The 26,508-nt window shown below is 65.7% G+C and carries 23 protein-coding genes, 5 pseudogenes and 1 other annotated feature; of the genes and pseudogenes, 14 read left to right on the forward strand and 14 right to left on the reverse strand.

Translation table 11 applies throughout. The features are described from left to right. Positions 1 to 28: 28 nt before the first annotated feature. The 4 genes from U4Y91_RS25970 to U4Y91_RS25985 all read right to left on the reverse strand — a co-directional run bounded on the left by U4Y91_RS25970 (position 29) and on the right by U4Y91_RS25985 (position 4,363). Positions 29 to 880 carry a carbohydrate ABC transporter permease gene (locus U4Y91_RS25970; RefSeq protein ID WP_321807485.1) on the reverse strand — a complete coding sequence of 284 codons (852 nt, stop codon included), beginning with the start codon at positions 878 to 880 and terminating at the stop codon, positions 29 to 31. A gap of 11 nt (positions 881 to 891) precedes the next feature. Then, positions 892 to 1,809, reverse strand: a complete 918-nt coding sequence (locus tag U4Y91_RS25975) for a sugar ABC transporter permease (RefSeq protein ID WP_321807486.1) — start codon at positions 1,807 to 1,809, stop codon at positions 892 to 894. Positions 1,810 to 1,906: 97 nt separating this feature from the next. Continuing rightward, positions 1,907 to 3,145: an ABC transporter substrate-binding protein gene (locus tag U4Y91_RS25980; RefSeq protein ID WP_321807487.1), complete on the reverse strand. Its 1,239-nt coding sequence runs from the start codon at positions 3,143 to 3,145 to the stop codon at positions 1,907 to 1,909. A 63-nt stretch (positions 3,146 to 3,208) separates the two neighbouring features. Continuing rightward, the gene (locus U4Y91_RS25985; RefSeq protein ID WP_321807488.1) at positions 3,209 to 4,363 is read right to left on the reverse strand and encodes a sn-glycerol-3-phosphate ABC transporter ATP-binding protein UgpC; all 1,155 of its coding nucleotides are present in this window, start codon (positions 4,361 to 4,363) and stop codon (positions 3,209 to 3,211) included. Positions 4,364 to 4,595: 232 nt separating this feature from the next. Here U4Y91_RS25985 and U4Y91_RS25990 point away from each other — a divergent pair, with 232 nt between their 5' ends. Both U4Y91_RS25990 and U4Y91_RS25995 read left to right on the forward strand, forming a co-directional pair. Beyond that, positions 4,596 to 5,609, forward strand: coding sequence for a LacI family DNA-binding transcriptional regulator (locus U4Y91_RS25990; RefSeq protein WP_321807489.1), 1,014 nt, complete (start codon positions 4,596 to 4,598; stop codon positions 5,607 to 5,609). Positions 5,610 to 5,611: 2 nt separating this feature from the next. After that, positions 5,612 to 5,840, forward strand: a pseudogene (locus U4Y91_RS25995) (transposase domain-containing protein); the annotation flags it as partial. Here U4Y91_RS25995 and U4Y91_RS26000 read toward each other — a convergent pair. The 5 genes and pseudogenes from U4Y91_RS26000 to U4Y91_RS26020 all read right to left on the reverse strand — a co-directional run. Next, complete coding sequence (locus tag U4Y91_RS26000) at positions 5,830 to 6,210, reverse strand: DUF3291 domain-containing protein (RefSeq protein WP_415750498.1); 381 nt, start codon at positions 6,208 to 6,210, stop codon at positions 5,830 to 5,832. The pseudogene U4Y91_RS25995 and the gene U4Y91_RS26000 sit on opposite strands and share 11 nt — an antisense overlap. 29 nt (positions 6,211 to 6,239) lie before the next feature. After that, the gene (locus U4Y91_RS26005) at positions 6,240 to 7,139 is read right to left on the reverse strand and encodes an MBL fold metallo-hydrolase (protein ID WP_321807491.1); all 900 of its coding nucleotides are present in this window, start codon (positions 7,137 to 7,139) and stop codon (positions 6,240 to 6,242) included. Between the two features lie 187 nt (positions 7,140 to 7,326). Continuing rightward, positions 7,327 to 8,562: pseudogene (locus U4Y91_RS26010) on the reverse strand (IS3 family transposase). Next, positions 8,165 to 8,281 (reverse strand) — a sequence feature (AL1L pseudoknot). (Overlaps the previous pseudogene by 117 nt.) A gap of 98 nt (positions 8,563 to 8,660) precedes the next feature. Further along, on the reverse strand, positions 8,661 to 9,113 hold the full coding sequence (locus U4Y91_RS26015) for a hypothetical protein (RefSeq protein ID WP_321807492.1): 453 nt from the start codon (positions 9,111 to 9,113) through the stop codon (positions 8,661 to 8,663). 234 nt (positions 9,114 to 9,347) lie between these two features. Further along, a pseudogene (locus tag U4Y91_RS26020) lies at positions 9,348 to 9,764 on the reverse strand (pyridoxal-phosphate dependent enzyme); the annotation flags it as partial. A gap of 179 nt (positions 9,765 to 9,943) precedes the next feature. On the opposite strand from U4Y91_RS26020, the gene U4Y91_RS26025 reads away from it, so the two are divergent. Continuing rightward, a complete protein-coding gene (locus U4Y91_RS26025) occupies positions 9,944 to 10,444 on the forward strand; it encodes an Lrp/AsnC family transcriptional regulator (protein WP_321807493.1) in 501 nt (166 codons plus the stop codon). 48 nt (positions 10,445 to 10,492) lie between these two features. Here U4Y91_RS26025 and U4Y91_RS26030 read toward each other — a convergent pair whose 3' ends face one another. Beyond that, positions 10,493 to 11,392 carry a LysR family transcriptional regulator gene (locus U4Y91_RS26030; RefSeq protein ID WP_321807494.1) on the reverse strand — a complete coding sequence of 300 codons (900 nt, stop codon included), beginning with the start codon at positions 11,390 to 11,392 and terminating at the stop codon, positions 10,493 to 10,495. 214 nt (positions 11,393 to 11,606) lie between these two features. Between U4Y91_RS26030 and U4Y91_RS26035 the strand changes: the two genes are divergently transcribed. The 6 genes from U4Y91_RS26035 to U4Y91_RS26060 are packed head-to-tail and all read left to right on the forward strand — an operon-like array spanning position 11,607 to position 18,332. Continuing rightward, complete coding sequence (locus U4Y91_RS26035) at positions 11,607 to 13,145, forward strand: ABC transporter substrate-binding protein (protein ID WP_321807495.1); 1,539 nt, start codon at positions 11,607 to 11,609, stop codon at positions 13,143 to 13,145. A 34-nt stretch (positions 13,146 to 13,179) separates the two neighbouring features. Next, a complete protein-coding gene (locus U4Y91_RS26040; RefSeq protein ID WP_321807496.1) occupies positions 13,180 to 14,097 on the forward strand; it encodes an ABC transporter permease in 918 nt (305 codons plus the stop codon). 19 nt (positions 14,098 to 14,116) lie between these two features. Further along, on the forward strand, positions 14,117 to 15,049 hold the full coding sequence (locus U4Y91_RS26045; RefSeq protein WP_321807582.1) for an ABC transporter permease: 933 nt from the start codon (positions 14,117 to 14,119) through the stop codon (positions 15,047 to 15,049). After that, a complete protein-coding gene (locus U4Y91_RS26050; protein ID WP_321807497.1) occupies positions 15,046 to 16,044 on the forward strand; it encodes an ABC transporter ATP-binding protein in 999 nt (332 codons plus the stop codon). Before U4Y91_RS26045 ends, U4Y91_RS26050 begins: the two co-directional genes overlap by 4 nt. Then, a complete protein-coding gene (locus U4Y91_RS26055) occupies positions 16,041 to 16,868 on the forward strand; it encodes an ATP-binding cassette domain-containing protein (RefSeq protein WP_321807498.1) in 828 nt (275 codons plus the stop codon). The genes U4Y91_RS26050 and U4Y91_RS26055 overlap by 4 nt, the downstream gene beginning before the upstream one ends. 15 nt (positions 16,869 to 16,883) lie before the next feature. Next, on the forward strand, positions 16,884 to 18,332 hold the full coding sequence (locus U4Y91_RS26060) for a M20 family metallopeptidase (RefSeq protein WP_321807499.1): 1,449 nt from the start codon (positions 16,884 to 16,886) through the stop codon (positions 18,330 to 18,332). A 174-nt stretch (positions 18,333 to 18,506) separates the two neighbouring features. Here the strand turns inward: U4Y91_RS26060 and U4Y91_RS26065 are convergent, their stop codons facing one another. The 3 genes from U4Y91_RS26065 to U4Y91_RS26075 are packed head-to-tail and all read right to left on the reverse strand — an operon-like array spanning position 18,507 to position 21,764. Next, positions 18,507 to 19,691, reverse strand: a complete 1,185-nt coding sequence (locus U4Y91_RS26065; protein ID WP_321807500.1) for a porin — start codon at positions 19,689 to 19,691, stop codon at positions 18,507 to 18,509. Positions 19,692 to 19,746: 55 nt separating this feature from the next. After that, the gene (locus U4Y91_RS26070; RefSeq protein WP_321807501.1) at positions 19,747 to 20,541 is read right to left on the reverse strand and encodes an ABC transporter substrate-binding protein; all 795 of its coding nucleotides are present in this window, start codon (positions 20,539 to 20,541) and stop codon (positions 19,747 to 19,749) included. Between the two features lie 53 nt (positions 20,542 to 20,594). After that, positions 20,595 to 21,764, reverse strand: coding sequence for a M20 aminoacylase family protein (locus U4Y91_RS26075; protein WP_321807502.1), 1,170 nt, complete (start codon positions 21,762 to 21,764; stop codon positions 20,595 to 20,597). A 157-nt stretch (positions 21,765 to 21,921) separates the two neighbouring features. Between U4Y91_RS26075 and U4Y91_RS26080 the strand changes: the two genes are divergently transcribed. The 3 genes from U4Y91_RS26080 to U4Y91_RS26090 all read left to right on the forward strand — a co-directional run bounded on the left by U4Y91_RS26080 (position 21,922) and on the right by U4Y91_RS26090 (position 24,455). Next, positions 21,922 to 22,884, forward strand: coding sequence for a LysR substrate-binding domain-containing protein (locus U4Y91_RS26080; RefSeq protein WP_321807503.1), 963 nt, complete (start codon positions 21,922 to 21,924; stop codon positions 22,882 to 22,884). 128 nt (positions 22,885 to 23,012) lie between these two features. Beyond that, positions 23,013 to 23,288 (forward strand): formaldehyde-responsive transcriptional repressor FrmR, encoded by a 276-nt coding sequence (frmR, locus tag U4Y91_RS26085; protein ID WP_321807504.1) that lies wholly within the window; start codon positions 23,013 to 23,015, stop codon positions 23,286 to 23,288. Between the two features lie 57 nt (positions 23,289 to 23,345). Beyond that, positions 23,346 to 24,455, forward strand: coding sequence for an S-(hydroxymethyl)glutathione dehydrogenase/class III alcohol dehydrogenase (locus U4Y91_RS26090; protein WP_257774256.1), 1,110 nt, complete (start codon positions 23,346 to 23,348; stop codon positions 24,453 to 24,455). A 191-nt stretch (positions 24,456 to 24,646) separates the two neighbouring features. On the opposite strand, the pseudogene U4Y91_RS26095 reads toward U4Y91_RS26090, so the two are convergent. Further along, positions 24,647 to 24,936, reverse strand: a pseudogene (locus U4Y91_RS26095) (helix-turn-helix transcriptional regulator); the annotation flags it as partial. On the opposite strand from U4Y91_RS26095, the pseudogene U4Y91_RS26100 reads away from it, so the two are divergent. After that, positions 24,920 to 25,039: pseudogene (locus U4Y91_RS26100) on the forward strand (phenol degradation protein meta); the annotation flags it as partial. The pseudogenes U4Y91_RS26095 and U4Y91_RS26100 sit on opposite strands and share 17 nt — an antisense overlap. 137 nt (positions 25,040 to 25,176) lie before the next feature. Then, positions 25,177 to 26,439, forward strand: a complete 1,263-nt coding sequence (locus tag U4Y91_RS26105) for a serine hydrolase domain-containing protein (protein ID WP_321807505.1) — start codon at positions 25,177 to 25,179, stop codon at positions 26,437 to 26,439. Positions 26,440 to 26,508: the final 69 nt, after the last annotated feature.

Here is a 26,508-nt window from a genome sequence, read left to right on the forward strand (position 1 = left end):
CCTTGCAGAAGAAAATGGATGGGACGGATCAGCCCTTGGTCGCACCGAACGTGAGCCCCGCGACGAAGTGCTTCTGCATCGCGAAGAACATCAGGACCGACGGCAGCGCCGCGAGCACCGAGCCGGCCGACACGATGTTCCAGGCGGTCGTCCATTGCCCCTTGAGTGCGGCGACGCCGACCGTGATCGGCGCCGCGTCGTCGCCTTGCGTGAGGCACAGCGCCCAGAAGTAGTCGTTCCACACGAACGTGAACACGAGGATCGCGAGTGCGGCGAGCGCCGGCCGCACGAGCGGCAGCACGACGCGCCAGTAGATCGCCCACTCCGATGCGCCTTCGACGCGCGCGGCCTCGATCAGCTCGAACGGCAGCTCGCGGATGAAGTTGCGCAGGAACAGCGTGCAGAAGCCGGTCTGGAACGCGGTATGGAACAGCACGAGCGCCCACACGGTGTTGTACAGGCCGACGCCGAGCATGATCTGCCGCACCGGGATCATCAGGATCTGGATCGGCACGAAGTTGCCGGCGACGAACAACCCGAGCAGCACGAGATTGCCGCGAAACCGGTAGTTCGCGAGCGCGTGCCCCGCGAGCGACGCGAGCAGGATCGATGCGGCGACCGACGGCACCGTGATCAGGATGCTGTTCGCGAAGTAATGCAGCATCGGCGTCTGCGTGAGCGCGGTACCGTAGTTGGCGATCAGCGCGAACTGCTTCGGCCAGTCCCAGTAATGGCCGGCCATGATTTCGTCGGTCGAGCGGATCGACGTGACGAGCACCGCGAGCAGCGGCACGAGCCACAGCGCGAGCGCGCACGGCAGCGACAGGCGGTACAGCATGCGGGCGGGACGTCCCCACCGGGACACGGGCATCGGATACATATTGGTGATCCTTACGATTCGACGCGCACCAGCTTGCGCAGCTGCCACACGATGTAGACGAGCATGATCGCGAACAGAACGACCGCGATCGCGGCCGAATAGCCTTCGCGGTAGTACTTGATCGCCTGGTCGACCATGAAGTACGCGAGCACGGTCGAGCTGTCGAACGGGCCGCCGCCCGTCATCACCGAGATCAGGTCGAAGCTGCGCAGCGCGCCGATCACGGTCAGCACCACCGCCATGAAGGTCGCGGGCCGCAGCTGCGGCAGGATCACGTGCCACAGCAGCGTGAAGCCGCGTGCGCCTTCCATCCGCGCCGCTTCGACGATCTCGCCGTTGATGCCGGTGAGCCCGGTCAGGTAGAGGATCATGCAGAACGGAATCTGCGGCCACAGCGCGGCGACGATCACGCCGTAGGTCGCATAGCGCGGATCGCCGAGCACCGGGATCCCATGCCCGACGATCAATTTCAGCAGTCCGAAGGTCGGATCGTAGAACCACGAGAACACCAGGCCCACGACGACGCCGGGCAACACGAACGGCGCGAAGAACAGCGACTTCACGAGCCGGATCCCGAACACGTTCTGGTTCAGGTACAGCGCGAGCGCGAGGCCGAGCGGCGGCGCGGCGAGGAACAGCATGAGCCACAGCACGTTGTTCTTCAGCGCGACATAGAACGTGTCGGACTGCAGCAGCTCGCGATAGTTGTCGAGCCCGGCATACGTCATCGGCGTCATCCCGTCCCAGTGATGGAAGCTCAGCCAGATGCTGCTGACGATCGGATACAGCACGAACACGGTGAAGAGCGCGAATCCCGGCAGCACGAACCACAGGGCCGCGCGGTTGCGCCGGCGCGCGAGCGACGCGCGCGCATGCCGCTGCGGGCCGGCATCGCGGCGCGCGGCGCTTTCGGACAGGCTGGTTGACATGAGTGACCTTCGACGAAACGAACCAAACGAACCCAATGAACGAGACGGTGACAACGAAGCACCGGACCGGCATGCGCCGGCCCGGCCGCGCGGCGCGTTATTTCCGGTAGATGCGCTTGCGAGTCTGCTCGAGGCGCTGCAGGATCGCATCGAGCTGCGTCGGGTCGGACAGGAACTGCTGCATCGCCTTCATCCCCTCGTCCGCCATTTCCTTCGTCATGTCGCGATCGTAGAACTGCGCGATGCCGCCAGGCGTCGTCGCGAGCGTGCGGAAGCCGATCTTCGAGATCGGGTCCTGCGGCTCGGGCGCCTTGTTGTTCGACGGCAGCTGCCCCATTCCCTTCGCGAACTCGCCGCTCACCGCCGGTTGCCCCATGAACGCGAGGAAGCGGCGCGCGTCCGTCTTGTTGTGCGCCTTCGCCGGCACGATCAGCACGTTGACCGGGCCATCCTCCGCAAGCGGCACCGACGCATCGATCACCGGGAAGCGGAAGAAGCCGATCGGGTTGCGCGCCGCACTCAGCAGGCCTGCCGAATACCAGGTGCCCATCAGCGTCATCGCGGCCTGCCCGTTGACGATCAGCGGGCTCAGCGAATCGACATCGTAGGACAGCGCGTTGTCGATGACATACTTGTCGTCGATCAGCTTCTTCCAGGCCGCGTACACGGCCCGCACGCGCGGATCGGTATACGCGACGTCGCCGGCCATCAGCTTCTGGTGGAATGCATAGCCGTTGATCCGCAGGTCGAGATAGTCGAACCACGCGGCGAGCGTCCACGCATCGCGCGCGGCCACCGCGATCGGCGCGATGCCGGCCGCCTTCAGCTTGCGGCACGCGTCGAGAAACTGCGGCCAGTCGGCCGGCTCGCCATGAATGCCGGCCTTCTCGAACAGGTCCTTGCGGTAGAAGAGCCCGTACGCGTCGTAACCGAGCGGCAGACTGTAGAGCTTGCCGCCGTACGTCGACGACTGCTTCACGGCCGCATACGTATCGTTCCAGCCGTTCTTCTGCCAGTCGGAACTCAGGTCCTCGATCAGCCCGCGCTTCGCGAAATACGCGAGCCGTTCGCCGTTGTTCCAGCTCAGCACGTCGGGCGGATCGGTCGCGAGCCAGCCCGACATCTGCACCTTGTACGCCTCCTCGCCGACGTAGCTGACCTTCAGGTCGATATCCGGATTCGCCTTGTGGAACTGGTCGAACGCCGCCTGCCACGTCGCACGCTGGTTGCCGCGCGCGGCGACATTCACCTTCAGCGTGCCCGCATCGGCCGTCCCCGCGGCGCATGCCGCGGCAGTCGTCAGGGCAAGCAGCAATCGGCTCGCACGAAGTCTCATTGTTGTCTCCTGGTATTGGTGTGATGGGTGCCGCGTCACGCGCGGCCGGTCGGCAGTGCGCCGCTACGCGAACGCCGCTTCGCCGTGGACGGCAGGCAACGCGATGCCGGCCTCGTCGAACAGGTGGCAGCGCGACGGCGACACGTGAAACGCATGCCGTTCGCCGCGCCGCAACGCGGCCTGGCCCGGCAGTTTCGCGAGCAGCGGCACGCCGCCGGGCTGGTCGAGATGCACGTACGCGGCTTCGCCGAGCTGCTCGACGAGCGCGACGTCGCGCACGATCGCCGGCTGGTCGGCATCGCCGGACGCGCCGACCGTCAGATGCTCGGGACGAATCCCGAGCGTCACGCGCGCGCCGCTGCCGACGTGGCGCGGCAACGGGCGATCGCGCAGCGTGAGCGCTTCGCCGCTGCCGTCCAGCCGCAGCCGGCAGCCGTGCGCATCGCTCGCCTCGACGAGCGCCGGCAGGAAGTTCATCCGCGGTGAGCCGATGAAGCCCGCGACGAAGCGGTTGGCCGGCCGGTGATACAGCTCGAGCGGCGCACCGGCCTGCGCGATGCTACCGAAGCGCGCGACGTCGTCACCCGCGTGCAGCAGCACGATCCGGTCGGCCAGCGTCATCGCCTCGATCTGGTCGTGCGTCACGTAGACGGAGCTCGATTGCGTGAAGCGCGCATGCAGGCGGGCGATCTCGACGCGTGTCTGGCCGCGCAGCGTCGCGTCGAGATTCGACAACGGCTCGTCGAACAGAAACACGCGCGGCTCGCGCACGATCGCGCGGCCGATCGCGACGCGCTGCCGCTGGCCGCCCGACAACGCCTTCGGCTTGCGATCGAGCAGCGCGTCGAGCTGCAGCACGCGCGCGGCTTCGGTCACGCGGCGGCGGATCTCGTCCTTCGGCGTGCCGGCGATGCGCAGGCCGAAGCCGATGTTGTCGAACACGGTCATGTGCGGGAACAGCGCGTAGCTCTGGAACACCATCGCGACGCCGCGCTCGGCGGGCGGCGTGTCGTTCATCCGCGCGCCGCCGATCCGCAGCTCGCCTTCGGTGACGTCCTCGAGCCCGGCGATCATCCGCAACAGCGTGGACTTGCCGCAGCCCGACGGACCGAGAAACACGCAAAACTCGTGCGACGCGATCTCGAGGTTCACGTCGCGCAACACCGGCGCATGGTCGCCGTAGCGCTTCGAGACGTCCTTCAATGAAATGGCGGTCATCGCGCTCTCCTCTCCCGGTCAGGCGCTTCGGATCGAAAAATTTAATCGCTTAAATTTTGGTGGTGCAGTTCGCCCGGTTCGCCGTACCATGTCGTCTCCTTGTTGATGTGTCGAGAAATTAGCGTATCGCCTGTCCCTGTGCAACTTGTGGGACGCACTCCCAGAATATGAGCAGACACTTCCCCGCTTCACGTCCTTCGCGCAGCGCAGCCCGGCCGGCCGGAGGCCGCGCATGGTGACGCTCGCGCAAGTCGCGCAGCGCGCGAACGTCACCGCGGCGACCGTCTCGAACGTGCTGCGCAATCCGCAGAAGGTGAAGCCGGCGACCGTCGAGCGCGTGATGGCCGCGATCCGCGAACTCGGCTATCGGCCGAACCTGACCGCGCGCGCGCTCGCCGAGGGCCGCACGTCGACGCTCGCGCTGATGCTGTCGAACATCACCAACCCGTTTTATCCGGAGTTCGTGCTGGCCGCCGAGCGCGAGGCGCGCAAGCGCGGCCATTACCTGCTCGTGTCGAATACCGACGACGATCCGGCGATCACGCGCAATTACCTCGAACGGATCGCGGGCACGCTTGCTGCCGGCGCGATCGTGATGAACACCGATCTCGCCGAAGCCGAACTCGCCGACATCGCGCGACACGGCGCGTCGATCGTGCTGTGCATGTGGGAGCACGTGCATGCATCGCGCACGCTGCCGTGCGTGACCGTCGATTTCGCGGCGGCGGGCGCACTGGCGGCCGCGCATCTGTCCGGGTTGCGGCACCGCGCGTTCGGCGCGCTCGTCGGCAGGGGATCGGGCGGCCCGCAATCGGTGCGGCTGCGCGGCTTCGCCGACGCACTCGCAGCGCGCGGCCATCCGGCGGATGCGTTGACGACCGTGTCGGCGCACGACTCGATCGAAGGCGGCTACGAAGCGGCGGCTGCGTTACTGAGGGCGCAGCCCGGGCTCACCGCGCTGTTCGCGACCAACGACCTGATGGCGATCGGCGCGATGCAGGCGGCAGCCGATCTCGGCCTGCGCGTGCCGGCCGATCTGTCGGTGGTCGGCATGACCGATATCCAGCTCGCGCACCAGTTCCGCCCCGCGCTGACGACGGTGCGGTTCCCGACGTCGCAGATCGCCGCGCGGGCGATCGCGCTGACGCTCGACATGATCGACGGGATCGAACCGGCCGCGGCCGTGCATACGATCGGGGCGCCGGAGCTTGTCGTGCGGGAGTCGACGGGGGTGGCGCGGGGGTGATGGTTCGATTCGAACGGCGGAACTATCTGTTCGCCGACGCCGACTCCGGCGGCGAACGTGCCGCCGCGATGTACAGCCTGATCGGCACGGCACGCCTGAACGGCCTCGATCCCGAGGCGTATCTCGCCTACGTTCTCGAGCGCATCGCCGACCATCCGCGTCGACGAACTGCTTCCGTGGAACGTGGCGCCGTCGCTGTCGCCTACTGCTCGCGTCGAGCCTATCCGATAGTGCCGCGAATCAACCTGCACTTCGGTACTGCCCAGGCATTTACGCGCGATGCAGCGACGAACCAGTTGCTATCGAGCCGATGCGCCCCCTCACTAACGAAACGATCCCTGAAGCCGAACGCCACCGGCGTCGGCCCATGACGCTGAATAGGCCGCAGACTATCGACCGATTCCCACAACGACATATTCAATAGCATCAACGGATCATCGAACCCGCGAATTCCGGTGGCATAGCCCTTGGATGTCTGCAACCGCCAGACGAAGCCCCACGAGCGCTCGGCCAGTGCATTGATGTCCTTCAATTGCGCGACGAAGCCCTGCATCAGCGGCGTGTCCAGCGGCGCGCGCGTGCGAAATACTCGGTTGCGCAAAGTAGTAAGCGTTATCTGTCATGGTTGCCTCATCTCGCTTCGAAGTGAGCCTGCTGGCCGGCGGAAATGGCCTGGTCCGATACCTGCAACGCCAGTTCGGCAGCTACGGCATCAGCCCCGGCCTTGATGAAGACGTCGAGGTCAGACGTGGGCAGGAAGCGCTTCATGATGGCCTCCAGCTCGGCCTTCCCTGCATCGTCCAGGCTGCGATTGCCGTTGGCGAGCCGGGCCAGCGCCGCGCGATAGCACCCGATATAGGCACGCTGCGCTGCAATCATGTCGAGCGGCTTGCCCGCCTGCCCGTGCCCCGTGTAGAACAGTGCGATGTCGCCGGACAGACGTTCGAGCGCGTCGAGGCTGCGCAGCCAGTCCGCCGTATGGCCGTCGTTCATGAAGGAATGGACGCCGTTGAAAACCATGTCGCCAACGAAGGCGACACGCGGGTGGCGTCCCACGGTCCAGACGAGATCCCAGTTCGATTCGCCCGGGCCGAACTCCCTGACCTCGAACGGCACGCCATCGAAATGCAGCACGTCGCCATCGTGCACGAGGCGATTCGGGAACGTGCGTCGTGCCGGCCAATCGTCGCCGAATACCGGCTGCCACTTGACGGCCTTGGCATCGTCGGTACGGCGCATCGCCTCGTCGACGCCCTGCGTGGCGATGATCGGCACGTCGTCGAGACCACGGATCAGCTCGCCAACACCGTTGTAGTGATCGGGATGCCCGTGCGTGATCAGCACCGCGAGCAAGGGTTTGCGCAGCGCATCTAGCCGGTCACGCACCTGGCGCGCATCCGATACGGTCATCATGGCGTCGATGGCCACGACACCGTTCGGCAGTTCGACCAGGAACGCGTTGGTGAGAAAGGTGCGCGCACCGGAGGTGCAGGTCACCACATTGAATTCAGGCTCCTTGAAACCGGTCATTTGAAGGTTCTCTCATTAAGCGAAATCCCGCGAGATGTTCGGGATAGGAGGATGACATGATTACCGGTCGAGCAAGGCTTCATCCGGCAGCCGATACGCGGACAGATCGCTCAAGCGGCCCGACGCGCCCGTGCGCTCGCCGCACAGGTCGACTGAACCGCACCGGAAATCGTGGAGGCCGGTTGGTTTAAGTCAATGCAGGCACGTCAGCAGCATTTCTGAGTTGCCTGTAGTAGTTTGCCTCAGCTTCAGCGGGCGGAATATAGCCGAGCGGTTCCATCAGCCGATGATGGTTGTACCAGGCCACCCATTCCCGCGTCGCCAGTTCAACGGATTCTCGCGTTTTCCACGGGGCGCGCCGATGAATCAGTTCCGTCTTACAAACCGTTGATCGTTTCAGCCAGCGCGTTATCGTAGCTGTCGCCACGGCTGCCGACGGACGGCTCGATACCCGCCTCGGCCAATCGTTCGCTGTACAGAATGCTGACGTATTGGGACCCCCTACCGGAGTGATGTATCAAGCTCCCGTCGTCACCCGGTTTGCGAGCGTACAACGCCTGTTCAAGTGCATCGAGTACAAAGTCCGTGGTCATCGACGAACTGACGCGCCAGCCAACGATGTAACGGGCGAACACGTCGATCATGAATGCCACGTACAGCCAGCCTTGCCATGTCGAGACATACGTAAAATCCGACACCCAGATCTGATTCGGTCGGCCGGCCTTGAACTGCCGGTTGACTCGGTCCGACGGGCGCGGCGCAGTCACATCGGGAATGGTTGTGCGGACTCGCTTGCCGCGAACTGCGCCGTGCAAGCCCTGCAGCTTCGTCAACCGTTCGACCGTGCAGCGTGCCACTGCAATGCCCTCCCGGTTCATCTGCTTCCAGACCTTCGGCACGCCGTAGACCCGCATGTTGGCCCGCCAGACACGCCTGGTCTCCGGTTGCAGAGTCTCGTCGCGTTTGGCGCGGACGCAGCGTTTGGACGGATCGCGAAGCTGCGCAGCATGGCGTCGGTAGCCCGACGGGGCAATCCGCAAAACCTTGCAGATCGGCTCGCCCCCGAAGGGGTCGCGATGCTGATCGACGAAGGCCTTCAGGACTTGAATCGGCGGTCGAGCTCCGCCCGGGCGAAAAACGCACTCACCAGCTTGAGAATCTCGTTGGTCCGGCACAGCTCCTTGACCTCGCGCTCCAGAGCCTTGATGCGTTCACGCTCGACCGTGCTCACACTATCGCGCTCTCCACGCTCGACCTCGTCGCGCTTGATCCAATCCTGCAACGTCTGCGGCGTGCAGCCGATCATCGGTGCAATTGATTCGACTACTGCCCACATCGACGGGTGTTCGCTACGTTGCTCGCGTACCAGACGCACTGCGTGCTCCCGGACTTCCGGGGAAAACTTGCTTGGCTTCTTGTTCACGGCTCGATTCTCTCAAGAGTTCGAGCCTCCACACAATCCGGTGCAGTTCACCCGCTATGATCAACTGGTGAGCGCGCGCTGTTTAGTCTAGCCAACCCTTAATAACCCGCCACCAGATTTTCGTGGACGACCAGACGAAGCACCGCGAACACCCGCTCGACCACGCGTCCGGCCTGGATTGCCGGGTTCACGTCATTCCAGTAGCGCAGCGAGAGAACCCGTTGTCCTTCCACGCCGCCGAGCCAGTCCAATTCCTCGACGTTCCCGGACCATATCAGCAGGCGCGCGCTACGCGGCATGAGCCGAAGTGCCGGTAAAACATGCGGGCTGCCCGGCATGTCGCTCGCCATCGATTCGCACCACGCGCGATGCGCGGCTATCGGATCCGCGATCCGCAGGACCGCCACCTCGGGTATGCCGCCGATCCGCTGCGCCAGCATCTCGACGGCCTTCGGCGGTATGTGCCCGTCGACGACGACACAGACATGCGTCGATCCGGCACCGCTCGACAACCAGTCGTAGAATGCCCGCGCGCGACCGGCGTTGCTCATTGCCCGCTCCGCTCGCGTCGGCTTCCGGTCAGCACGCAGGCCAGACTGCCGACGATCAGCACGAAGCCGGCCAGCAGGTCCGCGCTCGGCATCTCATCAAGCAGCACGACCGTTCCGACGAGCCCCGTGATCGGCACGCCGAGCGTTGCCAGCGACATCGTGACTGGCGGAATGCGCCGCCCGACTTCTGCCGAAATCACAAAGCAGATGCAGGTGGCCACCGGCCCGATAAACACGACGAGCATCGCTAGCGAAGCCGTCGGCCACGAGCCGCACGTCGGCACCCATCATTCTGGATAACTGGATATTTCCGACGCGGTCATACACAGCATCCGAATAGTTGACCCAGTTCTCTTGCACCAGCACGCACTTCATCCCGAGATGCGCGGCAACGGCGGCCACCTGGCGCGTCTGGTTCGACTGGATGCCGCCGATCGACACGAGCGTGTCACACCCTTGCGCGAGCGCTTCGGGAATCAGGTATTCGAGCTTGCGGGTCTTGTTGCCGCCGATCGCGAGCCCGCTGTTGCAGTCCTCCCGTTTCGCGTACAGATCGACCTTGCTGCCGAGATGGGCGCTCAAACGCTTCATCGGCTGGATCGGCGTCGGGCCAAACGTGAGCGGATAGCGGGCGAAGCGTTGCAGGGTCATGGTGGAGATTCTTCTCGATATGTGGTCGGACATCGCTACGCGCTCGTCGCATCAGGTCTGAACCATCATAGAGAATCCCTCACTCGGACGGATTGCGAAAAAAAATGCTTACGCATAACGTCATGAAACGAAGCTCCGCTTCAAGCCATTCATATTTCTTCTGATCGCACTCCGACGCAATGAAAAAAACCACTGCTGCCACGAATCCACACCAGCCGGACGTCCAGACCGACCGCGTGGATCGCGCGATCCTGCGGCAACTGCAACGCGATGCATCGATCACGAACGTCGCGCTGGCGGCGAAGGTCAACTTGAGCGCACCGGCGTGCCTGCGCCGCGTCGAGCGGCTCAAGGAGGCCGTCCTGATCCGCTCGACGGTCGCACTGCTCGATCCGAAGAAGATCGACGCGGGCATGTTGGTGCTGATCGGCGTGATGCTCGACCGCTCGACGCCGGAGTCGTTCACCGCGTTCGAAAAAGCTGCGCAGAAAGTGCCCGGCTGCATGGAGTGCCATGTGGTGACCGGCGAATTCGACTATTTCATGCTGATCCGCACGCGCGACAGCGACAGCTTCAACCGGCTGCACGCGGAAAAGCTGCTGTATCTGCCGGGCGTGCGGCAAATCCGAACCTTTATCGTGCTGCGAGAAATCCTGACGGCCACCGAACTGCCGGTCTGAATGCAAGAGCGGCGCCGCGCGGGGCCCCGGAAAAGAATCGACCGGAAGTCACAGGAGCCTGCAGAGGAACTCCACGAACAGTTGCACGTTTTTTGGCAGCGTGCGCCCGACGAGCGTCTGCACCTCGATATGGCGCTCGCCGAGCCCGGGATCGCGGATCGGCACCGCGGCAATCTCGCCACGCGCGGCGCGATGCCGGATCGTGACCTCGGCCGCGATCGACACCGCGTCCGACGCCGCGACGAAATTGTGCAGCGACTCCGCATAATTGCTGACCATCACTGGTTCGAACACGAGACGCTGCTGGCTCGCGACGATGTCGAACAATTGCCTGATCGTCGTGTGCGTATCCGACAGCGCCAGCGGATACTCGCGCAGCTGCGCGAGGCTCACGCGCTCGAAACGCGCAAGCGGATGCGCGCGGCGCATCACCGCCACGACCGGTGCCGGGCTGCGATGCACGACCTTGATGTCGCCGTGCGTGGTCCGGCTGAAGGTCAGCCCGATGTCGACTTCCCCTTCGCGCACGCGCCGCATCACCTCCGCCGGAGCGCTGACCATGAGGTGAAAGTGAATGCCGGGATAGTCCGTCCGGAATGCCGCCATCGCCTGTGGCAGGAACTCGATCGCGCCGCCGTCCGACGACGCGATCCGGATCTTGCCGCGGCGCACGCCCTGCAACGCGTCGATGTCCTGCACGATCCGATCCGCCTCCAGCGCCAGCCGCGATGCATAGGCGGCGAGCAATTCGCCCGCCGCGGTCGCGACCATCCCGCGCGGCCGGCGCTCGAACAGCGGCGTGTCCAGCGCGCTCTCGAGTCCGGCGATCTGCCGGCTGATCGCCGACGCCGCCACGTTCAGCCGCACCGACGACTCGCTGATCGACCCGGTACGCACGACGTCGAGGAAGTAGCGCAACGCGGTTTCCTGCAGATGATGCTGTTTCATTCCCGATCCTTGCCGGCATGGCACTTTCGGCGTCGGCCGAACTCGTGCGACGACCACCTCGCTGCGCGCCACGTACCGGGGGCTCGAACCGCCGTTTTGCCGATTCGGCAACGCGAAGTTATTTATTCAATAATAGTCTCGGCAAAAATCTCCCGATAGTCTCGCTACCAGCATCCGATGTTCAACAGCGAAGTCCTGTTCCGGGGGGCGATTCATGAAGCTTCATGCTGGTCTGATCCGCAACGCAAGGCGTGCATTCGTATGCGTGTCCGCACTGCTCTGTGCCGCGCACGCGGTTGCGGGCAAAGCGAACGATACACTCGTGTATGCGTCGGATAGCGAAGTTGAAAATATTTCCGCGTATCACAACAATTTACGCGAAGGCGTGATTCTCGCTCACCTGATCTGGGACAACCTGATCTACGAGGATCCCACTACCGGCCAACTCAAGCCCGAGCTGGCCACGTCGTGGAAATGGGAATCGCCGACCTCGCTGCTGGTCGATTTGCGCCACGATGTGAAGTTTCAGAACGGCGATCCTTTCAGCGCCGCCGACGTCGCATTCACCTTCAACTACATGAGTTCGCCGAACTCGAAGGTCGTGACCCGGCAAAACGTCGACTGGATCAAGCGTGCCGAGAAGGTTGGCGATTATCAGGTGCGCATTGTGCTGAAGGCGCCCTTCCCCGCCGCGCTCGAATATCTGGCCGGCCCACTGCCGATCTACCCGGAAGCCTATTTCAACAGGGTCGGCCTGGAAGGCTTCAGCAAGGCGCCGATCGGCACCGGACCGTATCGCGTCACGTCGATCCAGCCCGGCGTCGGTGTGACACTCGCGAAGAATGCGGCCTATTTCAGCGGCAGTCCGCTCGGCCAGCCGAAGATCGGCACGCTGCGCTTCGTCGTAATCCCTGATCCGGAAACCCGTGCCGCGCAACTGATGACCGGCGCGGTCGACTGGATCTGGCGCGTGCCGGCCGATCAGGCCCAGTCGTTGAAGGCCATACCGAATCTGACGGTGGTCGGCGGCGAAACGATGCGCATTGGCTTCCTGACGATGGACGCCCAGGGAAGCTCGGCGCCGAACTCGCCGTTCAAGGACGTGCGCGTACGCGAAGCCGTCAACCACGCGGTCAACCGCGCCGCACTCGCGAAGGACCTCGTGCGCGGCGGCAGTCAGCCAATCCATGCGCCGTGCTTTCGCACACAGTTCGGCTGCGACGCGAGCGTCGCGGTCAAATATAACTACGATCCGGCGAAGGCGCGTGCGCTGTTGAAGGATGCCGGCTACCCGAATGGCTTCGAGACCGACTTGTATGCATATCGCGAGCGCGACTACGCGGAAGCCCTCATCGGCGACCTTCGCAAGGTCGGGATCGTCGCTCACCTGCACTACCTCCAATATGCGGCGCTGCGCACCGCGTATCGCGCCGGCAAGACACCGATGACCTTCCAGGCTTGGGGGTCGTATTCGGTCAACGACGCGTCCGCGTCGCTCGGCGCGTTCTTCAAGGGTGGCCCCGACGACTCCGCGAAGGATCCGGGCGTGATGAAGGACATCGGCATCGCGGACGCATCGAACGATCCGGCCGAGCGCAAGGCCCGCTACGCCACCGCGCTCAAGCGCATCAGCGAGCAGGCGTACTGGGCGCCGCTGTTCTCGTACTCGACGAATTACGCATTCACGTCGGACCTGAAATTCCAGCCTTGGCCCGACGAACTGCCGCGTTTCTCGCAGGCGAGCTGGAAATAACCGGGCCCCGCCCCTTCACGTCACGGAGCCCGTCATGCTCTCCTACGTCGCACGCCGCTTCGCGCTCGCGCTCGCGGTGGCCTTCACGGTGTCGCTCGTCAGCTTCGCGCTGCTGCACTTGTCCGGCGATCTGGCCACCTCGATCGCGGGGCCCGAGGCGTCCGCGCAGCAAGTCGCGGAAATCCGCGCGCAGTACGGGCTCAACCGACCGCTCCCGGCGCAATATCTCGACTGGTTGTGGCGGGCGGTTCACCTGGATTTCGGCCGCTCGTTCTTCTTTCAGGACACGGTGATGGACCTGATCGGACAACGCCTGCCGATCACGCTGAAGCTCGGCGCGGTGTCGCTCGCGCTGGCGGTGGCGATCGCGATTCCGCTGGGCGTGCTCGCGGCGATCTTCCGCGACACGTGGATCGATCGCCTGTCGCTGTTCGTCGCGGTCGTCGGGCAGGCGATGCCGAGCTTCTGGTTCGGCCTCGCGCTGATTCTCGTGTTCTCGATCTGGCTGCGCTGGCTGCCGGTCGCGGGCAACGCACAGTGGCAGAACTTCGTGCTGCCCGCGATCGCGCTCGGCTATTACGCGACGCCATCGATGATGCGCCTCACGCGCGCCGGGATGCTCGACGTGCTCGGCGCCGACTACATCCGCACCGCGCGCGCAAAAGGGCTCTCTCCCGCGCGCGTGATCTTCCGCCACGCGCTGCGCAACGCACTGATCCCGGTGGTCGCGCTCGCGGCCGTCGAGTTGGGCTTCATGCTCGGCGGCTCGGTCGTGATCGAATCGGTGTTCTCGCTGCAAGGCCTTGGTCAGCTCGCGTGGGACGCGATCGCGCGCAGCGACTTCCCGGTCGTGCAGGCAGTGGTGCTGCTGATCGCGATGTTCTATATCGGCCTCACCTTTCTCGCCGACGTCGCGAACGCCGCGCTCGATCCGCGCCTGCGCGCGGGCTAACCCGAGGACCCAACTGATGATGACAGGACACTCTCCGTCACGCAGTGACGCAACCGCTGTCAACCTGTGCATGCCGGCACCCGCATGGCATCGGGTGCTGCAGCGCATCGTCGGCCATCGCGGCCTCTCGATCGGCGCGGCGCTGCTCGGCGTGATCGTGCTCGCCGCGCTGCTGGCGCCGTGGCTGGCGCCGCACGATCCGTATGCGCAGGACCTCGGCAGCCGGCTGATTCCACCGGTCTGGCACACGAACGGCGATTGGCAGCACCCGCTCGGCACCGACAAGCTCGGGCGCGATTACCTGAGTCGACTACTGTACGGCGCGCGCGTGTCGCTGACGATCGGTGTCGCGGCCGCCGCGCTGTCCGGCCTGATCGGTACGACGCTCGGCGTACTCGCCGGCTACTTTGGCGGCCGCGTCGACAGCGTGATCAGCTACGTGCTCACGACGCGCCTCGCGATGCCGGTGATCCTGGTGGCGCTCGCGCTGTCGTCGCTGCTCGGCACGTCGCTGAGAACCGTGATCCTCCTGCTCGGTTTTCTGATCTGGGATCGCTTCGCGGTCGTATCGCGCTCGGTCACCCAGCAACTGCGCGACGCTGAATTCATCGCGGCTGCGAAGGCCGTCGGCGCGTCGACGCCGTACATCCTGCTGCGCGAGCTGCTGCCCAACATCGCGAACGCACTGATCGTCGTGCTGACACTCGAAATGGCCCACGCGATCCTGCTCGAGGCCGCGCTGTCGTTTCTCGGTCTCGGCGTGCCGCCGCCGCTTCCATCGTGGGGGCTGATGATCTCGGAGGGCAAGACGTACATGTTTTTCCAGCCGTGGGTCATCGTCATTCCGGGCGTCGCGCTCGCGGTGCTCGTGCTCGCGATCAATCTCGTCGGCGACGGCCTGCGCGATCTGAACGCCCCCGACGGCCGCCATCATGGAGGAAACGGGCGATGAGTGCGCTGCTCGAAGTGCAACAGCTACAGGTGGAACTGCCCACGCCGAACGGTCCGCTGCGCGCGGTGCGCGGTATCGACCTCGAGATCGCGCGCGGCGAGATGCTGTGCCTGGTCGGCGAATCCGGCTGCGGCAAGTCGATGACCTCGCTCGCGCTGATGGGACTGCTGCCGCGCCGCGCTCGCCGCACCGCGCAGCGGCTGCGGCTTGCCGGCGAGGATCTGGGCGCGCTTTCGGACCGCGACATGGCCAGGCTGCGCGGCAACCGGATCGCCATGATCTTCCAGGAGCCGATGACCTCGCTGAACCCGTCGCATACGCTCGGCAGCCAGCTCGTCGAGGCGCTGCGCCAACATCACCGGGTAACGGCCGGCGAGGCCCGCGACCGCGCTGTCTATCTGCTCGAACGGACCGGCATGACGCACGCCGCGCAACGGCTCGGCCAATATCCCCACCAGCTTTCCGGCGGCCTGCGGCAGCGCGTGATGATTGCGATGGCGCTGATGTGCGAGCCCGATCTGATCATCGCTGACGAGCCGACCACCGCGCTCGACGTGACGATCCAGGCGCAGATACTCATCATGCTGCGCGAATTGCAGCAAGAGTTCGGCACCGCCGTGCTGTTCATCACGCACGACCTCGGCGTCGTCGCGCGCATCGCCGACCGGGTCGCCGTGATGTACGCGGGGCAGATCGTCGAGACCGCGCCGGTCGGAACCTTGTTCGCGCGGCCGGCTCATCCGTATACGCGCGGACTGCTGAACTGCATTCCGGTGCGCGGCCGGCAGCAGCCGGGCACGCACCTGAGCGCGATCCCGGGCGTCGTGCCTTCGCTGCTCGGCGAGCTGGCGGGCTGCGCGTTTGCGAACCGCTGCGCACATGCATGCGATGCGTGCTCGCAAACGCCCCCTTACCTCGAAACCGGGGCCGGCCATCGAGTGCGCTGCCTGCTCGCCGCCGAGCCCGCGCCGATGCCGGCGGAGGTGCCGCAATGAACGACGAAATCGCCCTCGAACTCTGCTCGCTCGCGCGCACGTTCACGCTGCGGCGCGGCTGGTTCGGCCCGGCCACCGAGTTGCGTGCGGTCGACGACGTGTCGCTGCGGCTATATCGCGGTGAAACGCTCGGACTGGTCGGCGAATCGGGTTGCGGCAAGAGCACGCTCGCCAAGATGCTGCTCGGCCTGCTCGAGCCGACGGGCGGCAACGTGTTGATCGGCGGCAGGGAAATCGATCCGCGCGAACGGCGCGCGATGGCTCGCCGGATCCAGCCGATCTTCCAGGATCCGTACTCGTCATTGAACCCGCGCAAGACGGTCGAGCAAATCGTCGGCCTGCCGCTGAAGCTGCACGGCGAAGGCGATGCCGCCACGCAGCACGCCGAAGTCCGCAGGATGCTCGATCTCGTCGGGATGCCGGAGCGCACGCACGGCCAGTATCCAAGCCAGTTGTCCGGTGGCCAGCGGCAGCGCGTGGCGATTGCGCGCGCACTGATCCTGCGCCCGGACATCCTGATCTGCGACGAACCGACTTCCGCGCTGGACGTGTCGGTCCAGGCGCAGATCCTGAATCTACTGCTCGACCTGAAGGCGGAATTCGGGCTCAGCTATCTGTTCATCAGCCACGACCTCGGCGTCGTCGAGCATCTCGCGGACCGCGTCGCGGTGATGTATCGCGGACAAATCGTCGAGCTCTCAGATCGGGAGACGATTTTCGAACGCCCCGCTCACCCGTACACGCGCCGACTGTTGTCGTCGGCGCTCACGCCCGAGCCCGGCCTCGGGATTCCGAACTTTGCGCCCCTTCTTCCCACGAACTGACCGAGGATTTTCTTCATGAGCCGCGAGCAAGCCATTGCATACGCAACGGGGTATTTCGACGACGGCAGTTTCCGGCAAGTTTTGAGCGAACGCGTCGCGCACCGAACCGAAAGCCAGTCGAAAAACAGCCTGCCCGCGCTGCAGGCCTATCTTGACGAGAATCTGATTCCCGCATTCGAAGCGCTTGGTTTCACGTGCCGCTGCGTCGCCAACCCGGTGCCGGGATGCGGCCCGTTCCTGCTTGCCGAGCGAATCGAGGATCCGACCGCCCTCACGCTGCTCACGTATGGGCACGGCGACGTCGTCCACGGCTACGACGCCCAGTGGCAGGCCGGCCTCGCGCCGTGGCGACTGAGCGTCGATGGCGATCGCTGGTATGGCCGGGGGACTGCCGACAACAAGGGACAGCACACGATCAATCTTGCCGCGCTGGCGCAGGTGTTGCGCGCGCGTGGCGGCAAACTCGGCTACAACGTGAAGGCGATCATCGAGATGGGCGAGGAAGCTGGATCGCCGGGCTTGGCCCGGATGTGCGAAATCAATCGCGATGCGTTACGCGCCGACCTGTTCATCGCGTCCGACGGGCCGCGCGTCAGCGCCGCGCGCCCGACGCTCTTCATGGGTTCGCGCGGCAGCGCGAACTTCACGCTGTCGGTGGAATTGCGCGACGGAGCACATCACTCCGGCAACTGGGGCGGGCTGCTGCGCAGTCCCGGGATCCGACTCGCGAACGCGCTGGCGTCGATCGTCGACGCGCGTGGGCAGATTCGTGTCGACGGCCTGCGTCCACCGCCGATTCCGCCGAGCGTGCGCGCCGCACTCGCGTCGCTGTCCGTCGGCGGCGGTTCAAACGATCCGACCATCGACCCCGACTGGGGCGAGGAAAGCCTCACGCCGGTCGAGCGGGTATTCGGCTGGAACAGCTTCGAGGTATTGGCGTTCAAGACCGGCAACCCGGAAAGTCCAGCCAACGCGATCCCCGGACACGCATACGCGCATTGCCAGTTGCGTTTCGTGGTCGGCAGCGATGCCGCCCATTTTCTCGCTCACTTGCGCGCCCATCTGGATGCGAACGGCTTTACCGACGTGCAGGTGTCACCGTACACGAGCTTCATGGCGGCGACGCGCCTCGATCCGGACGACCCGTGGGTCGAATGGGGCGTGCGCTCGATCGCCGCGACGCTCGGCGTGGCGCCTGCGCTACTGCCGAATCTCGGCGGCTCGCTGCCCAACGACGTGTTCGCCGACATTCTGGGCCTGCCGACGCTGTGGGTGCCGCACTCGTACCCGGCCTGTTCGCAGCACGCGCCGAACGAACATCTGCTCGGCAGCGTCGCCCGCGAGGGCCTGCAAATCATGGCGGGACTGTTCTGGGATCTCGGCGAAGCAGGCCAGCGGCGGCCGCTCACGAATACCGCGTCGCAAGCGGCCGAAACGACGCGCAAGGATTCCGTGTATCGATAAGCTGAAAAAACGGAACGGTGACGTGGGCGATGAGACGGGGATGCCCCCCGGCCGGTTCACGAATGGCGCGGCGGGTCCTTGCCGGAACGCGCCGATTGTGAGGGCGGGCGACGCCAGGCCGGCCGGCCGCCCTTCCCGCCCTTCCCGCCCTTCGATCCCTCGATCCCGATCCAGTCAGAACTTGTGCCGGATCCCCGCATGCACCATCAACTGCTTCGACGTCGACGACAAATCGGCCGCCCCCGGGATCACCGCCTGATCGAGCGACGAGCCGGTCGCGTCGCCGGCAACCCGCTGGTACGCGCCCATCAGATAGACGTCGGTGCGCTTCGACAGGTTGTAGTCGGCCATCAGCCCGATCGAATGGATCTTCGGTTTCGCGCTGCCGGTGGTCGCTTCGTAACGCACGGTCGTATACACATACTGCGCGCCCACGAAGAACGCCGGCGTGAACTGGTATTTACCGTTCACTTCAAAGTTCTGGTACTTGATCGCCGTGACCGTGCCGCCCGCGAGCGGCCCGGTGACGGGTTCGATCGTCTCGTCGCCGAACAGGTAGCCGACGTTCGCGGTCGGCCGCGTGACGTTGCTGTTGGTATACGCGAACCCGACCGTCGCGGGCCCTGCCGTGTAATTGACGCCCGCCCCGAAAATCCGCAGCCGCGCCGACGCGAAGTTCGCATCCGCGCCGACCGACCCCGAACCCGCGATCGCGCCGCCGGCCGTCGCGCCCGGGTTGTCCGCATTCAGGAACGCCGCGCCGACGAGCAGGCCGCCCTGCTCGTACTGCGCACCGACGCTCCACTGCCGGTTGTTTGCGAACCCGGTGTCGTTGCTGAAGCTGTACGTGCCGCCGAACGAGAAGCCGGCAAAATCCGGGCTCGCATACTTGACCGTGTTGTTCACGCGGAAAGTGTTGCCGGTGTTGTCGTTGTCGAGCGGATGCGAGAACGGATAGGTGCCCCAGCTGCCGTTCGCGGTCGTCGGCGCGAGATAGTCGACGACCGAGTCGTATTGCCGGCCGAGCGTGAGCGTGCCGAAGCGCGTGCTGCCGAGCCCGACGTAAGCCTGCCGCCCGAACATGCGGCCGCCCTGTGCGAGCGTGCCGCTGTTCACGTTGAAGCCGCTCTCGATCTGGAACAGCGCGCTGTAGCCGCCGCCGAGATCCTCGGTGCCCTTCAGCCCCCAGCGGCTGCCCTGCGCGAAGCCGCTCGCCATCTGCCAATCACTGTGGCCGCCGACGTTGTTCGTATAGTCGATGCCCGCATCGATCAACCCATACAACGTGACGCTGCTTTGCGCAAACGCCGGTGCCGCGCACAGTGCCGGCATCGCGACGAAAAACAATCTCCAGTTCATTCGTTTTCCTTATTGATTTGATGATTCCCACTCGCTCGCTACGCTGCGGTTCCGCTTACTTCGTGCCGTAGATGTCGAAGTCGAAGTACTTGCGATTGATCCGCTGATACGTGCCGTTCGCGAGGATCGTCGCCAGCGCGCGGTTGAACGCGTCGCGCAGCTCGGTGTCCTGCTTGCGCAGCCCAAGGCCGTCGCCCTGCCCGAAGTACTTCGCGTCGTCGATCGCCGCGCCGACGAACATGAAGTCCTTGCCCTGCGGCTTCTTCAGGAAGCCGTCGCTCGCCGCGATCGACGCCTGGAACGCCGCGTCGAGCCGCCCGGTCACGAGATCGGCATAGACCTGGTCCTGGTTCTGGTACGACTCGATCTGCACGCCGGCCGGCTGCCAGTTCGCGATCGCATAGTCGGCCTGCGCGGAACCCTGCTCGACGCCGACCCGCTTGCCCTTCAGCGACGCGGCCGTCGGCAGCAGCGGCGAACCCTTGCGCGCGACCAGCCGCGCCGGCGCGTTCGAGATCCGGTTCGTGAACGCGATCTGCTGCATCCGCTTCGGCGTGATCGTCATCGACGACGCGATCACGTCGAACTTGCGCGCGAGCAACCCCGGAATCATCCCGTCGAAACTCGACTCGACCCACACGCAGCGCGCATGCAGCTCCGCGCACAACGCGTTCGTGATGTCGATCCCGAAGCCGGTCAGCGTGCCGTCGGGCTGCTTGTATTCGAGCGGCGGATAGGTGGGATCGACCGCGAGGCGGATCTCCTTGCCGGTCCAGTCGCCGGCATGCGCGGCGCCTGCCACCGTCGTTGCCGTCAGCGCCACCGCGAGCGCCGCCATCCATTGTTTCATTGCCAGTCTCCTTGTTGCCGTCGTTGAAGGTGAATCGAATCGGTCCGGCCGCATCACGCGAGGTAGCGCTCGGCGAGCGCGATCCAGTAGCTCGCGCCCGTCGCGAGGCACGCATCGTTGAAATCGTAGCCGGGGTTGTGCAGGCCGCAGCCGGCCGCGCCGTCGCCGTTGCCGATCGACAGGTAGCTGCCCGGGCACGCGTCGAGCATGAACGCGAAATCCTCGCTCGCCGCGATCGGCCGCAGATGCGGAATCAGCGCGTCATCACCGCCCCATTCGCGCGCGACATCGCGGGCAAACGCGGTTTGCGCCGCATGATTGACTAGCACGGGATAGCCGCGGCGATAGTCGATCTCGGCCGTCGCGCCATAGCTGTCGGCCTGGCCGTGCACGATCGCGCGAATGCGCCGTTCGAGCAGCGCGCGCACGTCCGGTGACAGCGCCCGCACGCTCAGCTCGAGATCCGCATGCGGCGGAATCACGTTCGATGCGGTGCCCGCGTGGATCGAGCCGGTCGTGACGATCGCCAGTTCCTGCGGATTCACGTTGCGCGACACGACCGTCTGCAGCGCCATCACGATCGACGCGCAGACGACCACCGGATCGATCGTCGTGTGCGGCGCCGCGCCGTGGCCGCCGCGCCCGGTCACGCGCACGCGCACCTCGTCGGCCGACGCCATCGCCGGGCCGTCGCAGAAGCCGAGCACGCCGGCCGGCAGGCCCGGCACGTTATGCATCGCGAACACGGCGTCGCACGGGAACTGCGTAAACAGCCCGTCGTCGAGCATCCGCTTCGCACCGCCGAGCCCTTCCTCCGCCGGCTGGAAAATCAGGTTCAGCGTGCCGCTGAAGCGCCCGCGCTGCGCGATGCAACGGGCGGCCGCGAGCAGCATCGCCGTATGGCCGTCGTGGCCGCACGCGTGCATCACGCCGTCGTGCCGGCTCGCATGCGGCAGCCCGGTCGTCTCGCGGATTGGCAGCGCATCCATGTCGGCGCGCAGCCCGAGCCGCTTCCCGGCGCCGCGCGTGAGCGTGCCGACCACGCCGGTGCAGCCGAGGCCGCGCGTGACCCGATAACCCCATGTTGTCAGGCAATCGGCGACGAGCCCGCTCGTCGCGTGTTCCTCGAAACCGAGTTCCGGATGGGCGTGCAGCCGGTGGCGCAGCGCGATCATCTCCGTCTCGATGGCCGCCATTTCAGGCGGAATGCGTGCTCGATCCAACCCCGTTACTCCTCTCAAGGTGCCGCGTGGCGACTGCCGGAATGGCAGGTCGTGGGCGAGATCGTAGGCAGCGAAAAAGTCGGCGAACAGTCGCAGTTTCGTTATGATGACAACCTTTCGTTGTCGGCTATCACACCCTCTCGCACCCTTTCGCACCATGAGCACGATCAAGCTACATCAGTTGCAGGCGCTCGTCGCGAGCGCGGAGGCCGGGAGCATCCGCGGCGCGGCGCGCACGCTCGGGCTGTCGCAGGCGGCCGTCACGCGTGCGTTGCGCGAGCTGGAGGCCAGCGAGCGCCTGCCGCTGCTGGTGCGCGCGCCGGAAGGCATCGGCTTCACCGAATACGGGAAGACCCTGCTCACGCACGCGAAGCTCGTGCTCAAGCAGCTCGAGCATGCGCAGAGCGATCTCGAACGGATGCGCGGGCGTGTCGAGGGGCGGCTGAGCGTCGGCGTCACGCCGTGGCTGACGATGACCTTCCTCGCGGAAACCGTGCTGCAGTTTCGCGAGCGGATGCCCGACGTGCGCCTCGAACTGTACGAAGCGCTGATGGCCGTCGCGCAACCGCTGCTGCGCGACGGCAGCATGGATTTCGCGCTCGGCCACGTGCAGGCCGGCAGCGGCGCGCAGGAGTTCGCATTCGAGCCGCTGCTGCGCTACGAGACGTCGGTGATGGTGCGCGCCGGGCATCCGCACGAACGCGCGAAATCGGTGCACGACCTGCTCGATTGCGACTGGGTGCTGAATTCGTCGGCCGACGGCCAGGCCGCGCTCGTCGACTACCTGTTCACGCGGCACGGCGCGCAGATCGACGAACGGCGCATCGTGCGCGCGCAGTCGGTCGCGATGCTGCAGACGATGCTCGAGCAGGCCGGCATGTGCACGTGGTGCCCGACGATCCTCGCGGCGGTGCCGCCGTTCGGCGAGCGGATGCGCGTGCTGTCGCTGAAGGAGACCTTCGAGCCGAGCGAACTCGGCGTCGTCACGCGCCGCAGCAGCACGCTGAGCGACGCCGCGCGCTGCTTCATCGACTGCCTGCTGCAGGTGATCCGGCGGCATGCGCGCTCGGCGCGCAAGGACGATCTCGCGCTGTTCCGCACGCTTTCGCTGTTGATCTGACGCCGATTGCGCACCTGCATCGGGAACCCAGCCGGCGCCGCCGGCCCTGCGGCATCCGGGCACGACCGGGTATACCTCCGGCACCGCATGTTCTATACTGCCCCCCAGTATCAGGAAACCACGATCCCATGCCGCATTCCCCCGAAGAAAAGAAACGCGTCCTGACCCGCGTGCGCCGTGTTCGCGGGCAGCTGAATGCGCTCGAGCAGGCGCTCGAGGAAGGCGCCGACTGTGGTCCGGTACTGCAGCAGCTGGCGGCGATCCGCGGCGCGATCAACGGCGTGATGGCCGGCGTGCTCGAAAGCCATCTGCGCGAGGAATTTACCCAGCTCGCGGATGCCCCGCGGCCTGCTTCCGAATCGATCGACGATATCGTGACCCTCGTCCGGTCCTACCTGCGCTGACCGGTGCAGGATCGTCGACGCCCCGCTCCATTCGATGATTTTTTCAACAGGATTGTCATGAAATCACGTGCCGCAGTTGCGTTTGAAGCGGGTAAGCCGCTCCAGATCGTCGAAATCGACGTCGAACCGCCCCGCAAGGGCGAAGTGCTCGTCAAGATCACCCATACCGGTGTCTGTCACACCGACGCCTTCACGCTGTCGGGCGATGATCCCGAAGGCCTCTTCCCCGCCGTGCTGGGTCATGAAGGCGCCGGCATCGTGGTGGAAGTCGGCGAAGGCGTGACGAGCGTCAAACCCGGCGACCACGTCATTCCGCTCTACACCGCCGAATGCGGCGAGTGCCTGTTCTGCAAGAGCGGCAAGACCAACCTGTGCGTGTCGGTGCGCGCCACCCAGGGCAAGGGCGTGATGCCCGACGGCACCACGCGGTTCAGCTACAACGGCCAGCCGATCTATCACTACATGGGCTGCTCGACGTTCAGCGAATACACCGTCGTCGCCGAAGTGTCGCTCGCGAAGATCAACCCGGACGCGAACCCCGAGCAGGTCTGCCTGCTGGGCTGCGGCGTCACGACGGGCCTCGGCGCGGTGAAGAACACGGCCAAGGTGCAGGAAGGCGACACCGTGGCCGTGTTCGGCCTCGGCGGCATCGGCCTCGCGGTGATCCAGGGCGCCAAGCTCGCGAAGGCCGGCCGCATCATCGCGATCGACACCAACCCCGGCAAGTTCGACCTCGCGCGCGTGTTCGGCGCCACCGACTGCGTGAACCCGAAGGATCACGAAAAGCCCATCCAGCAGGTAATCGTCGAAATGACCGGCTGGGGCGTCGACCACAGCTTCGAGTGCATCGGCAACGTCAACGTGATGCGCGCCGCGCTCGAATGCGCGCACCGCGGCTGGGGCCAGTCGGTGGTCATCGGCGTCGCCGGCGCCGGCCAGGAAATCTCGACGCGCCCGTTCCAGCTTGTCACCGGTCGCCGCTGGCTGGGCACCGCATTCGGCGGCGTCAAGGGCCGCTCCGAACTGCCGGGCATGGTCGAGGAAGCGATGGCCGGCACGATCCAGCTGGCACCGTTCGTCACGCACACGAAGCCGCTCACCGGCATCAACGAAGCGTTCGACCTGATGCACGAAGGCAAGTCCATCCGGACCGTCGTGCATTTCTGAACCACGCGCGAGGAGGCCGGTTGCCGCAACCGGCCCGTTGCGCGAGGGCGCCGGCAAGCCGCGACGCTTGGCCGGCACGACGCATGCTCCGAACCCCATCCTCTGTCCAGCCGGTGACGATCACCGTTGCGTGATCCGTCGCCCGGCGCGCGACTCGGCTTCGACCTCGAGCCGGTGTCGCGGCTGCCCCGTCAGCACCGCACGCGCCGCATCCGGAGCGTGGCCGACGGCGATTCCCCGAACGCGCGCTTGTACTCGATCGCGAACCGTCCGAGGTGCGCGAAGCCCCATTTCAGCGCGATGTCCGTCACCGACGCGAGCCCCGGTGTCGCATCGTCGAGCAGTTCGTCGCGCACATGTTGCATCCGCAACTGGCGCACGAATGCCATCGGCGTGATGCCGTGACGATTGCGGAACCGGCGAACAGCGTGCTCGGGCTGACGCCTGCGAGTTCGGCGAGCCGTTCGATCGTCAGTTTCTCGCCGCAGGATCACCTGCTGTTCAACGCGTACTTCGCGGTGCATGCGCGCAACCGGCCGCAGGGTTCGCGGATGGTGTTGAGGTACGTGCATCATTTTCAGTGACGCGCAAAACCCGGCCGGCCTTGCCGGCCGATATCGTATGACGAATGCATCGCGCACCTTCGGTGCCCGGATGCGTGTCCTATAGTTTCGGGGATGGCAAGGAGACCACTGAAACACAACAAGGAAGGGAACACGCGATGGCGACCTCTGCTCCTCCCCGGCTTTTCCCGCGCGCCGCGAAGCGACTGCTGCGTCACCTGGCGGCGGTCGCACCGGCGCTGGCCGTCGGCATCGCCGTTTCCGCCTGCGGCGGCGACAGCTCGCTGAACAGCGACGAGCCTGCCTACGCCACCCAGGCGCGCCCGCAGATCAATGCGCTGCTCGCGAGCACGATGACGCCCGGCGCGGTCGTCTACGTGCAGTCGCCGCAAGGCAACTGGCTCGCGTCGTTCGGCACGGCCGTGCGCGGCGCGAACTCGCCGATCCCGACGAACGCGCACTTTCGCATCGGCAGCGTGACGAAGACGTGGACGGGCACCGTGATCCTGCAACTCGTGCAGGAAGGCAGCCTGCGCCTGACCGATCATGTCAGCCAGTACGTCGCGAACGTGCCGAACGGCGACACGATCACGATCGAGCAGTTGCTGACGATGCGCAGCGGTCTCTACAACTACTCGACCAGCCTTGCGTTCAACCACTCGCTCGACGCGCAGCCGGACAAGGTGTGGACCATCGACGAACTGTTGGGCATCGCGGAGAACCAGCCCGTCTATTTCGCGCCGGGCGCGGATTTTCGCTACTCGAACACCAATACGGTGCTGCTCGGCCTGATCATCGAGCAGCGCACCGGCATGAGCGCCGCCGATGCGATCCGGACGCGGCTGTTCGCGCCGCTCGGGCTGACCGGGACCTCGCTGCCGCCGCAGAACAACACGGCGCTGCCCGCGCCGGCGCCGCGCGGTTATCAATGGGGCACCAACGTGGAGACGATCGACGGCGACGCGCTGTCTCCCGCGCGCCAGGCCGCCGCGAAGAACGGCACGCTGCAGCCAACCGACGTGACGACGGTCAATACGTCGTGGGCATGGACGGCCGGCTCCGGCATCTCGACCGCGGCCGAACTGGGTGCGTACGTGCAGCGGATGGTCGGCGGTGGCTACCTGAATGCGGACCTGCAGGCGCAACGCCTCGCGAGCTGCACGCCGATCGATCCGTCGAATCCGGCGTCGGCGAGCTACTGCATGGGGCTCGCGAAGTTCGGCACGTTCTACGGGCACACCGGGGAAATACCGGGTTTCAATACGTTCGCGGGCTACGATCCGGTCACGAAGACGACGATCGTCACGTGGGCGAACACGGCGTCCGGCCCGGACGGACGCGCACCGGCCAACGAGATCGCACGGATCATCATGGCCGAACTCAGCAAGGCAGCGGACGTGCCGAGCGAGGGGCGGCCTTGAGGGTCAGCCGTAGGGGGCCACCCGCGCGGGCAGTGGACTACGGCTGCGTCCAGGGTCGACCATGGGTCC

The organism is Burkholderia sp. BCC1993, assembly GCF_905339865.1.
Classification (GTDB): Bacteria; Pseudomonadota; Gammaproteobacteria; order Burkholderiales; family Burkholderiaceae; genus Burkholderia.

Bases quoted from the DNA above. Each gene is read 5' to 3' on its own strand.
- U4Y91_RS25975 (WP_321807486.1), bottom strand. From the start codon at position 1,809: ATGTCAACCAGCCTGTCCGAAAGCGCCGCGCGCCGCGATGCCGGCCCG.
- U4Y91_RS26065 (WP_321807500.1), bottom strand. From the start codon at position 19,691: ATGAACTGGAGATTGTTTTTCGTCGCGATGCCGGCACTGTGCGCGGCA.
- U4Y91_RS26080 (WP_321807503.1), top strand. From the start codon at position 21,922: ATGAGCACGATCAAGCTACATCAGTTGCAGGCGCTCGTCGCGAGCGCG.
- frmR (WP_321807504.1), top strand. From the start codon at position 23,013: ATGCCGCATTCCCCCGAAGAAAAGAAACGCGTCCTGACCCGCGTGCGC.
- U4Y91_RS26045 (WP_321807582.1), top strand. From the start codon at position 14,117: ATGACAGGACACTCTCCGTCACGCAGTGACGCAACCGCTGTCAACCTG.
- U4Y91_RS26055 (WP_321807498.1), top strand. From the start codon at position 16,041: ATGAACGACGAAATCGCCCTCGAACTCTGCTCGCTCGCGCGCACGTTC.
- U4Y91_RS25970 (WP_321807485.1), bottom strand. From the start codon at position 880: ATGTATCCGATGCCCGTGTCCCGGTGGGGACGTCCCGCCCGCATGCTG.
- U4Y91_RS26105 (WP_321807505.1), top strand. From the start codon at position 25,177: ATGGCGACCTCTGCTCCTCCCCGGCTTTTCCCGCGCGCCGCGAAGCGA.
- U4Y91_RS26040 (WP_321807496.1), top strand. From the start codon at position 13,180: ATGCTCTCCTACGTCGCACGCCGCTTCGCGCTCGCGCTCGCGGTGGCC.
- U4Y91_RS25985 (WP_321807488.1), bottom strand. From the start codon at position 4,363: ATGACCGCCATTTCATTGAAGGACGTCTCGAAGCGCTACGGCGACCAT.
- U4Y91_RS26025 (WP_321807493.1), top strand. From the start codon at position 9,944: ATGAAAAAAACCACTGCTGCCACGAATCCACACCAGCCGGACGTCCAG.
- U4Y91_RS26060 (WP_321807499.1), top strand. From the start codon at position 16,884: ATGAGCCGCGAGCAAGCCATTGCATACGCAACGGGGTATTTCGACGAC.
- U4Y91_RS26070 (WP_321807501.1), bottom strand. From the start codon at position 20,541: ATGAAACAATGGATGGCGGCGCTCGCGGTGGCGCTGACGGCAACGACG.
- U4Y91_RS25980 (WP_321807487.1), bottom strand. From the start codon at position 3,145: ATGAGACTTCGTGCGAGCCGATTGCTGCTTGCCCTGACGACTGCCGCG.
- U4Y91_RS26030 (WP_321807494.1), bottom strand. From the start codon at position 11,392: ATGAAACAGCATCATCTGCAGGAAACCGCGTTGCGCTACTTCCTCGAC.
- U4Y91_RS25990 (WP_321807489.1), top strand. From the start codon at position 4,596: ATGGTGACGCTCGCGCAAGTCGCGCAGCGCGCGAACGTCACCGCGGCG.
- U4Y91_RS26090 (WP_257774256.1), top strand. From the start codon at position 23,346: ATGAAATCACGTGCCGCAGTTGCGTTTGAAGCGGGTAAGCCGCTCCAG.
- U4Y91_RS26050 (WP_321807497.1), top strand. From the start codon at position 15,046: ATGAGTGCGCTGCTCGAAGTGCAACAGCTACAGGTGGAACTGCCCACG.
- U4Y91_RS26035 (WP_321807495.1), top strand. From the start codon at position 11,607: ATGAAGCTTCATGCTGGTCTGATCCGCAACGCAAGGCGTGCATTCGTA.
- U4Y91_RS26005 (WP_321807491.1), bottom strand. From the start codon at position 7,139: ATGACCGGTTTCAAGGAGCCTGAATTCAATGTGGTGACCTGCACCTCC.
- U4Y91_RS26015 (WP_321807492.1), bottom strand. From the start codon at position 9,113: ATGAGCAACGCCGGTCGCGCGCGGGCATTCTACGACTGGTTGTCGAGC.